Annotated in this window: 11 protein-coding genes and 1 rRNA gene; 1 reads left to right on the forward strand and 11 read right to left on the reverse strand. The window is 54.8% G+C overall.

The features are described from left to right. The 3 genes from ACIDEJ_RS14085 to ACIDEJ_RS14095 form a co-directional block, all read right to left on the reverse strand. Nucleotides 1-150, reverse strand: a 16S ribosomal RNA gene (locus ACIDEJ_RS14085); the annotation flags it as partial. Between the two features lie 577 nt (nt 151-727). After that, nucleotides 728-3,451: a preprotein translocase subunit SecA gene (secA, locus tag ACIDEJ_RS14090; RefSeq protein WP_411988705.1), complete on the reverse strand. Its 2,724-nt coding sequence runs from the start codon at nt 3,449-3,451 to the stop codon at nt 728-730. A gap of 57 nt (nt 3,452-3,508) precedes the next feature. Further along, complete coding sequence (locus ACIDEJ_RS14095; protein ID WP_411988706.1) at nt 3,509-4,408, reverse strand: M23 family metallopeptidase; 900 nt, start codon at nt 4,406-4,408, stop codon at nt 3,509-3,511. A gap of 28 nt (nt 4,409-4,436) precedes the next feature. Here ACIDEJ_RS14095 and ACIDEJ_RS14100 point away from each other — a divergent pair, with 28 nt between their 5' ends. Then, nucleotides 4,437-4,892: a DUF721 domain-containing protein gene (locus tag ACIDEJ_RS14100; protein ID WP_411988707.1), complete on the forward strand. Its 456-nt coding sequence runs from the start codon at nt 4,437-4,439 to the stop codon at nt 4,890-4,892. Here the strand turns inward: ACIDEJ_RS14100 and lpxC are convergent, their stop codons facing one another. From lpxC to murD, 8 genes are all read right to left on the reverse strand, one after another. Next, nucleotides 4,893-5,813, reverse strand: coding sequence for a UDP-3-O-acyl-N-acetylglucosamine deacetylase (lpxC, locus tag ACIDEJ_RS14105; RefSeq protein ID WP_411988708.1), 921 nt, complete (start codon nt 5,811-5,813; stop codon nt 4,893-4,895). Nucleotides 5,814-5,988: 175 nt separating this feature from the next. Further along, the gene (ftsZ, locus tag ACIDEJ_RS14110; protein WP_411988709.1) at nt 5,989-7,170 is read right to left on the reverse strand and encodes a cell division protein FtsZ; all 1,182 of its coding nucleotides are present in this window, start codon (nt 7,168-7,170) and stop codon (nt 5,989-5,991) included. A gap of 34 nt (nt 7,171-7,204) precedes the next feature. Further along, the gene (ftsA, locus tag ACIDEJ_RS14115; protein WP_411988710.1) at nt 7,205-8,440 is read right to left on the reverse strand and encodes a cell division protein FtsA; all 1,236 of its coding nucleotides are present in this window, start codon (nt 8,438-8,440) and stop codon (nt 7,205-7,207) included. A gap of 3 nt (nt 8,441-8,443) precedes the next feature. Beyond that, on the reverse strand, nt 8,444-9,208 hold the full coding sequence (locus tag ACIDEJ_RS14120; protein WP_411988711.1) for a cell division protein FtsQ/DivIB: 765 nt from the start codon (nt 9,206-9,208) through the stop codon (nt 8,444-8,446). A gap of 96 nt (nt 9,209-9,304) precedes the next feature. Further along, nucleotides 9,305-10,774 (reverse strand): UDP-N-acetylmuramate--L-alanine ligase, encoded by a 1,470-nt coding sequence (gene murC, locus ACIDEJ_RS14125; RefSeq protein ID WP_411988712.1) that lies wholly within the window; start codon nt 10,772-10,774, stop codon nt 9,305-9,307. Between the two features lie 2 nt (nt 10,775-10,776). Then, nucleotides 10,777-11,871, reverse strand: coding sequence for an undecaprenyldiphospho-muramoylpentapeptide beta-N-acetylglucosaminyltransferase (murG, locus tag ACIDEJ_RS14130; protein ID WP_411988713.1), 1,095 nt, complete (start codon nt 11,869-11,871; stop codon nt 10,777-10,779). Continuing rightward, nucleotides 11,871-13,091 carry a cell division protein FtsW gene (gene ftsW / locus ACIDEJ_RS14135; RefSeq protein ID WP_411988714.1) on the reverse strand — a complete coding sequence of 407 codons (1,221 nt, stop codon included), beginning with the start codon at nt 13,089-13,091 and terminating at the stop codon, nt 11,871-11,873. The genes murG and ftsW overlap by 1 nt, the downstream gene beginning before the upstream one ends. After that, the gene (gene murD, locus ACIDEJ_RS14140) at nt 13,075-14,400 is read right to left on the reverse strand and encodes a UDP-N-acetylmuramoyl-L-alanine--D-glutamate ligase (protein WP_411988715.1); all 1,326 of its coding nucleotides are present in this window, start codon (nt 14,398-14,400) and stop codon (nt 13,075-13,077) included. Before murD ends, ftsW begins: the two co-directional genes overlap by 17 nt. Between the last annotated feature and the right edge of the window lie 3 nt (nt 14,401-14,403).

Below are 14,403 nucleotides of genomic sequence, written 5' to 3' on the forward strand. Positions count from 1 at the left end.
CCCCCTCGAATGGGCAAATTCCCAGGCATTACTCACCCGTCCGCCGCTCGTCATCTTCAAAAGCAAGCTTTTGAAATGTTACCGCTCGACTTGCATGTGTTAGGCCTGCCGCCAGCGTTCAATCTGAGCCATGATCAAACTCTTCAATTGAAAGTTTTTTGCTTCCTAAGAAGCGACTCTATGAATGACTGTTCTTATATAGAACACTCTTCAATGAGATAAATCGTTGTCGATGTATCTTCACTGTGAGTGCCCACACAGATTGCTTGATATTTTGTTAAAGAGCGAACCTTGATGGCATTCTCATGCTTTGCAAGGCGCCGACTTCATCGGCTCAGGGCTGCGTATTCTACACATCCCGTTGTTAGCGTCAAGCCCTTTTTTCAGTTCGTTGCCGCAATTGGTTAATTGCGATGCAGCGTTTGAATACAAAGGCTTTTTGCCCTGTTGTTCCGGTTAACCATCGGCTTTCGCCGCAGCGCTAATCGCGCCGTGTTGCCAGACAACGAGGGCGCATTATAGGGAGCATTTAGGATTGCGCAAGGGCTTTTTTAAGAGAATTACGATCTTTTTGGATCTTCTGCGCTTAGCCACATGTGACCCACTGCATATCCCCAGATTTATCCACAACGGTGGCCATGGTGATGCTATTTTCACCGGGGATTTGGCCAAAAAAAAGAGGTGACATATTGTCACCTCTTTCGCCTTTTATGGGTTACCTGGCCAGTTAGGACAACTTGCCATGGCAGTGTTTGTATTTTTTACCTGAACCACAGGGGCATGGATCATTACGTCCGACTTTTTCGCCATGGCGGATCACCGGGCTCTGGGCCGGTGCAGCTGCAGGCTCATCCTCGGCGGTAAGTGACTCGGACTGGGCATGCTGGTATTGATGACGAACCCGTGCCTGCTCTTCGCGGCGACGCGCTTCCATTTCATCCACATCTTCTTGTGCCTGAACCTGCACTTTGGAAAGGATGCTGATCATGTCGTGCTTGAGCTGCTCGAGCATTTGCTGGAACAGTTCGAAAGATTCACGCTTGTATTCCTGTTTCGGGTTTTTCTGGGCGTAACCGCGCAGGTGAATGCCCTGGCGCAGGTAATCCATGGCGGACAGGTGTTCTTTCCACAAACCATCGAGGGTTTGCAACATGACCGCTTTTTCAAACTGGCGCAGGACTGCGGATCCCACCATCTGCTCTTTGGCGGCATAAGCTTCCTGCCATTTTTCCACGATGCGCTCGCGCAGGGTGGTTTCATGAAGATCATCTTCCTGATCAAGCCAGGTTTGCAATGGCAATTGCAGGGCGAACTCCTGTTCAAGACGCTGTTCAAGCCCCGGCACATCCCACAGTTCTTCCACTGACTGAGGCGGAATGTACTGATCAATGACGCCGTTAATCACATCGGCACAGATGGCCTGGATGGACTCCTGAATGTTTTCCGCATCCATCAGGGCATTGCGCTGGGAATAGATCACCTGGCGCTGGTCGTTGGCCACGTCATCGTATTCCAGCAGTTGCTTACGGATATCGAAGTTACGGGCTTCCACTTTACGCTGGGCGTTTTCAATGGCGCGGGACACCCAAGGGTGTTCGATGGCTTCGCCCTCTTCCATGCCCATTTTTTTCATCATGTTGCCCATGCGCTCGGAAGCGAAGATGCGCATCAGCGTATCTTCCAGCGACAGATAGAAACGTGAGGAACCCGGATCGCCCTGACGGCCTGAACGGCCCCGGAGCTGGTTGTCGATACGGCGGGATTCGTGGCGTTCGGTACCCAGAATGTGCAGGCCACCTGCAGCCACTACGTCGTCATGACGCTGCTGCCAGTCGGCACGAATGCGGGCAATATCCTCTTCACTGGGGTTTTCCAGTGCTTCGATTTCCGATTTCCAGTTGCCGCCCAATACGATGTCGGTACCACGACCGGCCATGTTGGTGGCCACGGTTACCGCGCCGGCGCGTCCGGCCTGAGCCACAATTTCCGCTTCATGTTCGTGGAACTTGGCATTCAGTACCTGATGAGGGATTTTTTCCTGCTGTAGCAGGTGGGACAAAAGCTCTGATTGTTCAATGGAAACCGTCCCCACCAGTACCGGCTGCCCGCGGTCGCGACAACCCTTGATGTCGTTAATGATGGCGGCGTATTTTTCCTGGGCGGTCAGGTAAACCAGATCGGCCATGTCGTTACGGATCATGGGGCGGTTAGTGGGCACTACCACTGTATCCAGGCCGTAAATGTGCTGGAATTCGAAGGCTTCGGTGTCGGCGGTCCCGGTCATCCCGGCCAGTTTTTCATAAAGGCGGAAGTAGTTCTGGAAAGTGATGGAGGCCAGTGTCTGGTTTTCGTTCTGGATCTTGGCACCTTCTTTGGCTTCCACCGCCTGATGCAGGCCTTCTGACCAGCGGCGACCCGGCATGGTACGGCCGGTATGTTCATCCACAATGATCACTTCGCCGTCTTGCACCACGTAGTCCACATCCTTTTCAAACAGGTTGTGGGCCCGCAAGCCGGCATGTACATGGTGCAGCAATGAGATATTGGCGGCGGAGTAAAGGGAGTCGCCTTCGTTCAGCAAGCCGGCCTTTATCAGCAGTTGTTCGATTTTTTCCTGGCCGCGTTCGGTCAGGTTGACCTGTTTGGCTTTTTCATCCACGGAGAAATCACCGGTACCGGTAAATTCATCGGAGTCTTCTTTCTCCTGGCGAATGAGATGGGGAATGAGTTTATCAACCTTGACGTACAGCTCGGAGCTGTCTTCTGCCGCACCGGAGATGATCAGCGGGGTGCGCGCTTCATCAATCAAAATGGAGTCGACTTCGTCAATCAGGGCATAATGCAATGGCCGCTGCACCCGCTCCTGGGGCGAAAAGGCCATGTTGTCACGCAGGTAGTCAAAACCGAATTCGTTATTGGTACCGTAGGTGATGTCGGCGGCATAAGCGGCAACTTTTTCCTGATGGCCCATGCCGGACACGTTGACGCCCACGGTCATGCCGAGGAATTCGAATAACGGGCGGTTGGTTTCCGCATCGCGCCGCGCCAGATAATCGTTGACGGTGATCACGTGCACGCCCTTGCCGGTAAGGGCATTGAGGTAGGCGGGCAACGTGGCGGTCAGGGTTTTACCTTCACCGGTGCGCATTTCGGCAATGCGGTTGCTGTCCAGCACCAAGCCGCCCAGCAGCTGCACATCAAAGTGGCGCATTTCAAAAACACGTTTGGAGGCTTCGCGCACGGTTGCAAAGGCTTCCGGGGTGATTTGCTCCAGCGACTCGCCGTTGGCAAGACGCTCACGGAATTCTGCGGTTTTGGCCTTCAGTTGCTCATCACTGAGCTTTTCATATTCCGCTTCAAGCGCGTTGATTTTTGTAACGACTTTCCCAAGCGCTTTGAGGGTACGTTGGTTACGGCTACCAAATATCTTTGTCAGTAATTTACCTAACATCTGAATCACTTTTTAGTTGTAGGCCAGGTCTCAACTGAGTCTGGCGGCCAATTCCGATTAACCTGCGCGGCGGTAAACAAATTTTTGTGGATCAATTTGCTGACCATTGCGCAGTACTTCGTAGTGTACATGGGGCCCGGTTGAGCGCCCTGTACTTCCCATAACGGCGATTTTATCGCCTTTGGCAACCACATCACCTACAGTTACTGACAAAGCTTCATTATGGCCATAACGGGTGCGATACCCGTTCCCGTGATCAATCTCCACCAGATTGCCATAACCAAACATCTTTCCGGCCCATGTCACCACTCCTGCTGCTGTGGCGATCACATCCGTACCTTCTGCGCCGGCGAAATCGATGCCTTTATGCATCGTTCGACGGCCGGTAAAAGGGTCATTGCGTAAACCGTAGGGCGAGGATAACCAGCCTTTTGCGGCCGGACGCCCTGATACATAACGCTCCTCATTAATATTGAGGTTGGAAGTCACTGTTTCAAGGAGTGACAGCTTAGCGTTATTTTTATCAATGCCTGAAGCCAACCGATCCATATCGGCGATCAGTTGCTCTAACTCGATGGTGGCACCGATATCGCTGCCACCGCCCAGTCCGACTTCGCTATCAAAATCGAACTGTTCTTCTAATTGGTAATTTTGTGCCAGTTGCTGCCCCAGGGCTTCAAGCCGGGTCAGTTTTGCCTGCATGCGGGCGACGTGTGCCACCAGAGTACTGAGTTGGGACTCAGTGGCCTGTTTGAGTTGTTTAACTTGCTTTTGCTGCTGCTCGCGGGCCTGCCGCTCTTGATCCACGCTGGCTTGTTGGGAGGCAAATCGCTGATGATTGTATTGATAGAGCCCTGCGCCTGCAGCAATCAACAGCATAGGCAACAGCAGCCAGTACTTCCCCGGCTGCCAGCGCGTCATGCCATTTCGACCCTGAATAAAAACTGTTACACTCATAGCCTCAGTAAGCCATCTTATTATCGTAATGAAAAAGCGCCCTCAAGACCTCCGTCAGTTAGTGCACCAGTCAGGCCCGTTGCCGGATCTGGCCGAGAGAGCAGAGCTTTTATTGTATCTGGACAAGTACGTTAAACAGCTACTGACCGGTCCGGTACAAAACCAAGTAACCGTGGCCAATTTACGCCAGAATGTACTGGTACTTGAAACACCCACATCCGCCTGGGCTGCCAGAATCAACTTCCAGAAGGGAAAGTTATTGCAGCAACTCCAGTCACAGGCGCTCCCAATGCTTACCGCTATTGAAGTGAAAGTCAACCCAGCACTGATGCCTGCGGCAACAAAACCCAAGGTGACTCACAGGGCACTGAGTGAAACTGCAGCGGCCCATATCAATGCGCTGGCCGAACATACCGAAGGTACACTGGGCCAAAAACTAAAACGGCTGGCTGCATTAGCCAGCCGTCAAGGCACTAAAGAGTAGTTAGGCCATCACCACGCCGGTTGGCATGCTGAAACTCACCGGGGCATCGGCTTCCTTATCAAAGCTGACCACTTCCCAGGCATCTTGCTGTGCCAATAAGGCGCGCACCAGACGGTTATTCAGTGCATGGCCGGTTTTAAAAGCGCGGAACTCACCAATAATGGCATGTCCTGCCATGTAAAGATCCCCAAATGCATCGAGAATCTTGTGCTTAACAAATTCATCCTCATAACGCAGGCCATCGGGGTTGAGGACGCGATATTCATCAAGCACCACGGCATTTTCCATACTTGCCCCCAGGCCAAGGTTATTGGCCCGCAAGTATTCCACATCCCGCATGAACCCGAAGGTTCTGGCGCGACTGATATCCTTGATAAAGGCGGCGGAGGAAAAATCCATGACCATATGTTGCTGACTACGGGCGATTTCGGGATGGGCAAAGTCGATTTCAAAGTCCACTTTAAAACCTTTGTAAGGCCGTAATTCTGCCCATTTATCACCATCTTCCACGCGTACGGCATGTTTGAGCCGAAGGTATTTTTTTGCCGCGGACTGGGCTTTGATCCCTGCGCTTTGCAGCAGGAAAACAAAGGGACTGGCACTGCCGTCCATCACCGGAATTTCCGGTGCATCCACTTCAATAATGGCGTTGTCAATGCCAAGGCAGGACAAAGCGGCAAACAGATGCTCAATCGTGGCAATACGCACCCCGTCATCGTTCACCAGCGCGGTGCACATGGTGGTTTCACGCACCATTTCCGCTTTGGCCGGAATCGTGACATTGGGTTGCAGGTCGGTACGCACCAACAGGATGCCTGTGTTTACCGGCGCGGGTCGCAGCGTCAAAGTAACCTTCTTGCCAGAATGTAATCCGACTCCGGTCGCTTTTACCTTATTTTCAAGAGTTCTTTGAAAAATCATGTTGTTACCCGTCAAAATTGCAACAATTAATGCTAAATATTACCGTCAGAAACCGCACCAGGCCTTGGACTGGTCGGATATCCTAGCATAATCAAGCCATTTCACAAAAAAATACTGCCGTCCTGACAATCATCAGCGTTTGTACACAGATTAATCAGATCCGGCTCACAAACCGTTAATCTGCCTGTTTACGCAAAAACGCCGGAATATCCAGGTAATCCGCATCGTTTTTATGTGTCGGTACCTGCTGTGGTTGTGAAGCTGGTACGGCATTGCCCTTCATCATAGGCGCCGCTGCCATGGACTCCTCTTTCACTACGGTTTCGACACGGGTATCCACAATCGGTTCACTGCGGGTATTTTTGGAAACCAGCTGAATGTCCGGTTTTCTGTCGGCACCGATACCGGTGGCCACCACGGTCACCCGCAGCTCTTCGCTCATTTCCGGATCAATCACCGCACCCACAACCACGGTTGCGGTATCAGAGGCATAGGCCTTCACATGGTTACCCACGGTTTCAAACTCTTCGATGCTCATGTCCATACCGGCGGTGATGTTCACCAGAACCCCGCGGGCACCCGCCAGGTCGATATCTTCCAGTAACGGACTGGCAACAGCGGCTTCGGCAGCTTCTTCAGCACGGTCTTCACCCCGTGCAACGCCGGTGCCCATCATGGCATTACCCATTTCAGACATCACGGTGCGCACATCCGCAAAGTCGACGTTAATCAGGCCGGGACGGGTGATAAGCTCTGCAATCCCCTGTACGGCGCCAAGCAGCACGTTGTTGGCGGCAGCAAAGGCATCCAGCAGGGAAGTACCGCGTCCCAACACTTTCAGCAGTTTTTCATTGGGGATGGTGATTAACGAGTCCACATGTTTTGCCAGTTCGCTAATCCCTTGATCCGCAAAGGCCATGCGCTTTTTGCCTTCGAACGGGAAAGGTTTGGTTACCACGGCAACGGTCAGGATGCCTTCTTCCCGGGCAATCTGTGCCACCACGGGGGCAGCGCCGGTGCCGGTGCCGCCGCCCATGCCGGCCGCGATGAAAATCATGTCGGAACCTTTGATGGCGGCCCGAATGCTTTCCTTGTCTTCTTCTGCCGCGGCACGGCCCACTTCAGGATTAGCGCCTGCGCCCAGCCCTTTGGTGACATCCCGGCCAATCTGAATGGTGGTGCCTGCCGCTGATTTTCGCAGCGCCTGGGCATCGGTGTTGGTTACCATGAACTCAACACCTTCAATATTGTGTTTCACCATGTGCTCGATAGCGTTACCGCCACCACCGCCCACACCGATGACCTTGAGCACTGCATCGCTCAGCGCATCATCTTGAGTATCCATGATCTCAAACATGACTTTATTCTCCATCTACCTGCGTTAATGCGAGTTAAAACTCGCCTTTAAACCAACTCTGGACCCGATTCCACAAGCTGGTTACCCCTGGGCGCTCCGGGCGTTCGAACTGACGTTCAATCACCCGCCGGGCGCCGTAGTGGAGCAACCCGACTCCGGTGGAGTAAATGGGTTGATCCACATATTCGTATAATCCTTTGACCGGCAAGGGTGATGCCACCCGCACCGGCATGCCAAATGTGGCTTCGGCGATATCCACCGCGCCTTCTATGGAGGCAGTACCACCGGTGATCACAATCCCGGCGGCAATCTGATCTTCCAATCCGCTGTCTTTGAGCTGCTTGAACACCAGTTCAAACAGCTCCTGATAACGGGGCTCGACCACTTCGGCCAGTGTATGCCGTGACATGGTGCGTGACGGGCGTCCGCCCACGGACGGCACCTCAATGCTGTCTTCCCGGCTCACCGTGGCACTGCGGGCACTGGCGTATTGCACTTTAATCTGCTCCGCATGGGATAACGGCGTGCGGAAGATTTTGGCAATATCATTGGTCACCTGATTGCCCGCCACCGGGATCACCGCGCAATGGCGCAACGCCCCGTTGGTATACACGGTAATATCCGTGGTGCCGCCGCCAATATCCACCAGACAGACCCCCAGGTCTTTCTCGTCTGCAGTGAGCACCGCATCGGCTGAGGCGATGCCGGAAAACACCAGGTCATCCACTTTCAGGCCGCAGCGCTCAACGCTTTTGGTGATGTTTTTCGCCATATCGTTGGCACAGGTGACAATATGCACCTTGGCTTCCATGCGCATGCCGGACATGCCAATGGGGCTTCTTATCCCCTCTTGCACGTCAATGGCATACTCCTGGGGCAATACGTGTAAAATCCGCCGTTCTGTGGGGATTTTTACCGATCTGGCGGTGTGGATGACGTTTTCCACGTCTTCCTGTGTCACTTCTTCGTCGTTAATTGACACCATGCCGTTTTCGTTCTGGCAGGCAATGTGTTTGCCGGAAATGCTCAGGTATACCGACGATACCTGGCAGTCGGCCATCAGCTCTGCCTGATCCAGCGCCCGCTGCACACTGCGGACAATGGAGTCCAGATCGTTAACGCCGCCTTTGTCCATGCCACGGGAAGGATGATTGCCAAGGCCGACAATGCTGATCTCGCCATCCGGCAACACTTCGCCAATAATCACCGCGACTTTGGCAGTCCCGATATCTAACCCGACGATCAAATTTCTCTCTAGGTTCTTGGTCATCAATCACCGACTCTCTTGTTGTGGCTCTTGCCAACCCACCGCCAGACCGGTGTCGTAACGTAAATCCACTCTGGCGATGCTCTTGTCCTGCTTCAACAATTGCGGATATACGTTAATGAACCGTTGTATCCGCGATATTTTATCTTCCCGCCCCAATGCCAGTACGATGTCATTGCCCAATACGGCTTCCCAGGCAAGGCGGGGGGTCAAACTCAATTTTTTCAGGCTGAAACTGTTAATCCGTAGCAGCTCATCCATCTGCCTGAAGGCGGTCAGCACTTCGCCTCCGCGCGCTGGCGGCCCTGATAACCAGGGCAGATGCTCCAGTCCCGGTTTGGGCGGCGCACTGAACACCTCGCCATGTTCATTCAGCCAAGCATCCTGATTCCAGTGCGCGGCCGGCACCTGCTCTTGCAGGTAAACCTTGAGTTTTGCCGGCCAGTCGCGACGTACCGACACCCGATACACCCATGGCAGCTGCTCCAGCGCCTGTTGCACCTGGGTAACATCGGCGCTGAAAAAACTGCGTTGCATCAAATCCCGCAGCGCGCTGCGAATTTCAGCATCACTGGTATATTGCCGACTGCCCTTGATAGCCACGGCCTCAATCGGCAACGCCTCGGCATCATTCAGCAGGATATTCAATTTCCAGCCCGCTACGGCAAAGCCAATCACCACCAGCAGTAAAAACACCACGCCGCTGTACAGATACCAGTTCACCTGTGTCAGCCGGGTTTTGCCATTCTGCCATTTTTGCTTCAGTGTCATTGGCTTATTCCGTGTCACCTGGGCACAAAGGCGGCCATTATATCGGCTCGATCCCCGTGGTCAAAAAAGGCCGCTGTTACCCGAACGCTTTGCCTCTCAGGCAACATTGTCGTCGGCATTTTCTTTGGAAAATCCCAAACAGTTGCCGGCCAGTTCCCGGGAAACGGCACCAATATTGCCTGCCCCCTGGGTCAGCAGCAGATCGCCGTCTTTCAGTACCGACGGCAAAATGTCGGACAACTGCTCCGGAGTGGCCACATATATGGGGTCCACCTGCCCTCTGAGCCGAATGCTGCGGCACAAGGCTTTACTGTCAACGCCCGCAATGGGGCTTTCCCCTGCGGAGTAGACCTCAAGCATCAATAAACAGTCCACCTGCGATAACACATCCACAAAATCTTCATAAAGATCCCGGGTACGGGTGTATCGGTGGGGCTGGAAAATCATCACCAGCCGTTCATCCGGCCAACCGGCCCGGGCCGCACGAATGGTGGCGGCCACTTCGCTGGGATGGTGCCCGTAATCATCCACCAGCATGATGGTGCCATTGGGGGTCTGGTAATCCCCCAAATGCTGGAAGCGGCGGCCAATTCCCTGAAACTCTGCCAGTGCTTTAATGATGGCCTCATCTTCAATGTCATCTTCGGTGGCCACCGAAATTGCCGCCAGGGCATTCAATACGTTGTGCTTGCCCGGCAGGTTCAGCAGCAAGGGCAAATCATCCTTGCCTTTGCGCCGCACGGTGAAATGACACTGGCCACCCTGCTGGCTGAAATCCAGCGCTTGCACATCTGCGGTGCCGTTAAAGCCGTAAGTCACCAGATGGCGGCCGATGCGCGGCTGTATGTCGCAAACGGTGGCATCATCGGTGCACAATACGGCCACACCGTAAAACGGCAGGTTGTGGAGAAAGTCCACAAACGTGCTTTTCAGTTTTTCAAAATCCCCGCCGTAGGTGTCCATATGATCGGCTTCAATGTTGGTGACCACTGACACCATGGGTTGCAGATGCAAAAACGAGGCATCGCTTTCGTCAGCTTCGGCAATCAGGTAACGGCTGTGCCCCAGACGGGCATTGGTGCCGGCACTGTTAAGCAGCCCCCCAATCACAAAAGTGGGGTCGCGATCTGCCTGGGCATAAATGCTGGCTATCAAACTGGTCGTGGTGGTTTTGCCATGAGTACCGGCAATGGCCACGCCATGGCGATAGCGCATCAATTCCGCCAGCATTTCAGCCCGGCGCACCACCGGCGTGCGGTTGGCTTTGGCCGCCAGCAATTCCGGGTTGTCAGGATGAATGGCGCTGGATACCACCACCACGTCCACATTGGTCACGGCTTCTGCGGTGTGGCCTATCACCACTCGCGCCCCCAAGGCTGACAAGCGGTCCGTGACCCCGTTACGGGCAATATCCGAGCCACTGACCTGATACCCTTCATTAAGCAATACTTCGGCAATACCGCCCATGCCGGCGCCGCCGATCCCCACAAAGTGGATGCGCCGAACCCGACGCATTTCAGGAATCGAGGCTTTTACCTGTTCGTATTTCACAGCATCTGTTGTCATCTTTATCCTTTCTCAGCCAGAGTACGGCACTCGGTTGCCACTTTGGTGGTGGCATCCAGTACGGCAACGGTTCTGGCCTGTTGGCCCATTTGCACCAATTGTGTTCGGTCTTGCGCCAATGCCTGCACCGCGGCAGACAGGCTGCTTACATTCAGTTGTAGCTGCGGCAACAGCTTGGCGGCGCCTGCGTCCACCAGTACCCGGGCATTACGGGTTTGGTGATCATCCACCGCATGGGGTAGCGGCACGAAAATGGCGGGCAAACCGACGGTGGCCAGCTCCGATACCGTGAGCGCCCCGGCGCGGCAAATCACCAAATCCGCCCAGCGGTAAGCCGCTTCCATGTCATCAATGAAATCGGTCACTTTTACCCGATCATCCTGCCCCCAGTGCTGGTACTGGGCCTGCACGGCGGCCTGATTGCCTTTCCCGGCCTGATGCCAGACCGTGACCGATAATGACTGACTGATCCGGGCCACGGTTTCGGGCAGCATCTCGTTAAACACCTTGGCACCCAGACTGCCGCCCACCACCAGGATTTTTACCGCATCGTTACTGACCGCTTTGGGGCTTTCTCCCAGTGCGACCAATTCGGCGCGAACGGGATTGCCCACCACTTGGGCCGGCACGTCAGTAAAGGTGTTATCAAAGGCACACAGCACTTTGGCGGCGATTTTGGATAACAGCCTGTTGGTCATGCCAGGCACGGCATTTTGTTCATGCAACACCAGCGGGATCCCCGCCAGTTTGGCAGCCACACCGCCCGGACCGCTGGCGTAACCGCCCATGCCCAGCACCACGTCCGGGCGAAACTCGCGAATGACCCGCAGCGCCTGCCAGATGGCATGCAGCACCTTGAAGGGTGCACCGAGCTTACGCAGCAAGCCGTTACCCCGCACCCCTTTGATATTGATGAAGCTGATATCAAAGCCATGCTGTGGCACCAACCGGGCTTCCATGCGCTCGGCAGTGCCCAGCCAGCGGATCTGCCAGCCCTGCTGCGCCAACTGCCGGGCCACGGCCAGCGCCGGAAACACGTGTCCGCCAGTGCCGCCTGCCATCACCAGCAGGCGTTTACCCTGTGCAGCTGCCGCCATTATTTCATTCTCCCCTGTACTGCCTGGATCTTGCTCAAACGCCGTTCATAATCGATACGCAACAGCACCATTGCCGCGGCGGTCATGACCCATAAACTGCTGCCGCCATAGCTGATAAACGGCAATGTCAGCCCTTTGGTGGGCAACATGCCAATGCTGGCGCCCACGTTAACCACGGTCTGAAAACAGATCCAGATGCCGATGGCGTAGGCCAGATACCCTTCGAAGGTGTGTTCACTGGCCAAGCATTGGTGCCCCAAGCGCAGCGCCCGTAATGAGACAAACGACAACACTACCAGCACCACAACAATGCCGACAAAACCCAACTCTTCACCGATGATGGCAAAGATGAAATCCGTATGGGCCTCGGGCAGGTATTCCAATTTCTGGATACTGTTGCCCAGCCCCTGACCGAACCAGTCACCACGGCCATAGGCCATTAACGATTGGGTCAGCTGATAACCACTGCCAAAAGGGTCCTGCCACGGATCCAGAAACGAGGTCACCCGCCGCATCCGGTAAGGCTCTAACAGCACCAGCGACACAAACGCGAGCATCCCCGCCAAAATCAGCGCGAAAAAGTCCAGCAAGCGGGCGCCAGCAAGAAACAGCAACCCCACGGTGATCACAAACAGCACCACCACGGTACCCAAATCGGGCTGCATCAGAATGAGCACCGCATATACGGCCAGCACCGCTATGGGCTTGTAAAATCCCTTGGCATTTTCCCGCACCTCCTGATGGCGCCGCACCAGATAGCCGGCCAAATACACGGAAAACACGAACTTGGCCACTTCCGCCACCTGTATGCGGATAGGCCCCAGTGTTAGCCAGCGGGTGGCACCGTTTACGGAGGTGCCCACCAGCAATACGGCTATCAGCATGAAAAACACCAGCAGCAGCATTAACGGACTGAGCTGTTGCCAGCGCTGCATGTCGATTTGCAACACCACGGCGGAAATCAGCACACAGCCCAACAGGTAGCCCACATGGCGCTCCACAAAATGGAACGGATCGCCGGTGAGGCTCTGCGCTTCAGGCATGGAAGCCGACATCACCATCACAAAACCGAACCCCATTAACGACAATATGGCCAATAGCAGCGGCTGGTCATACAACGGCATGGCCTGATTGCTGCGCTCGGCAAACCAGTTTGACCAGGGCCACTTGATGGCGCCGGCAAACAGGTTTAATTGTCGTTGGTCAGTCTTGCTGCTCATCCAGCGTCTCCACCAGATGACGGAAATCATCGCCCCTGGCCATAAAGTTGCTGTACATATCCAAACTGGCACACGCGGGCGACAGTAATACAATGTCACCCGAGTTGGCGATTTCATGGGCTTTGGCCACGGCTTCCGCCATGGTATTCACCTTGATGGCGCCCTCTTTTTGGGCCGCAATCTTGTCGCCATCACGCCCCAGAGTTATCAGGGTGCTGACGTCTTTCAAGGCAGCTGCCATGGTGCTGAAATCAGCCCCTTTGCCATCACCGCCGGCAATCAGGATGATGTCGCCAAGATAGTCGCTAAAGCCCTGCAAGGCGGCCAACGTGGCACCCACATTGGTGGCTTTGGAATCATTGACCCAGGTTACGCCATCTTTTACCGCCACCCGCTCGCAACGGTGAGCCAGCCCCTTGAACTCACGGGCCACCGTGGCCATGGCGGTTTTGTCAACGCCGGCGGCATCGGCCAAGGCCATAGCGGCCAGTATGTTGGACTGGTTATGGGTGCCAAGCAGCGCGACATCCAGTACATTCATGATCTCGCTGCTGCCGTGCACGATTTTGCCGTCGGTAATGCCCCATTCGTCACTTTCCGGATTTCCCAGGCCAAAACTGTTGTTGTTCATGGGATTCAACGGTTGGGTGAGCGCATCATCACGATTGAAAATCGCCAGACGGCTTTGCTCGAACAAGCGCAGTTTGGCACGGCGATAAGCCTCAATGTCACTGTAGCGATCCATGTGGTCTTCGCTGATATTGAGGCAGGTGGCCGCCAGGCAGTCGAGACTGTGGGTGGTTTCCAACTGGAAACTGGACAACTCCAGCACATAGAAGCTGGCAGGTTGCTGCAGCAATTCCAGTGCCGGCACCCCGATATTGCCGCCCACGGCTACCGGTAAGCCGGCGGCTTTGAGCATTTCGCCCACCAGCGTGGTGACCGTGGATTTACCGTTGGAGCCGGTAATGGCCAACACGCAGGGCGACCGCTCGGCAATGGCGCGGGCAAACAGCTCCACGTCCCCAATCACCTCAATGCCCATGTCCAGGGCAACCCTCACCTCCGGCGTATCCAGCGGCACGCCGGGGCTGATGATGATCTGTTTGGCCTGTACCAGCGCCCGGCAGTCAAAACCGCCAAAGTGATATTCCAGCTGTGGATACATGGCCTGGATTTCATCACCGCAAGGCGGATTGCGGCGGCTGTCCATCACCATGGGCAAAATGCCTTGGGAGATCAAATAACGCACCACGGATTTTCCGGTGGCACCCAATCCCAGCACAATATGTGAATAACGCCCGTTCATATC

The sequence above is a fragment of the Shewanella mytili genome, assembly GCF_046765975.1.
Classification (GTDB): domain Bacteria; phylum Pseudomonadota; class Gammaproteobacteria; order Enterobacterales; family Shewanellaceae; genus Shewanella; species Shewanella mytili.